Genomic DNA, 270 nt, shown 5'->3' with positions numbered 1-270 from the left:
CGCGGTGATCGAGGCGGGTACCTTCGCGCGGGCGGGCGAGGCGATGGGGTTGACGCAGCCGGCGGTGAGCCGTGCGGTGGCGCGGCTGGAGGAGCGCGTCGGGATCCGGATCTTCAACCGGACGGCGCGTGCGATCACGCTGACCGACGAAGGGCGGCGCTTCTACGAGACGGTCGCGCCGCTGCTGGCCGGCATTGAGGAGGCGGCGCTCGACGCCGGCCAGTCGAAGGCGCGCGTGAGAGGGCGGCTGCGGGTCAACGTGGACGGCAC

1 protein-coding gene is annotated in these 270 nt (G+C 73.7%); it reads left to right on the top strand.

From position 1 onward, the window contains the following. Positions 1-270: LysR family transcriptional regulator (locus tag SB816_RS31855; RefSeq protein ID WP_410548226.1), on the top strand; the 270-nt coding region annotated here is incomplete at both ends.

The sequence above is a fragment of the Achromobacter sp. SIMBA_011 genome (assembly GCF_046535435.1).
Taxonomy (GTDB): Bacteria; Pseudomonadota; Gammaproteobacteria; order Burkholderiales; family Burkholderiaceae_B; genus Achromobacter; species Achromobacter dolens.
This window is presented reverse-complemented; position numbering and strand designations above follow the sequence as displayed.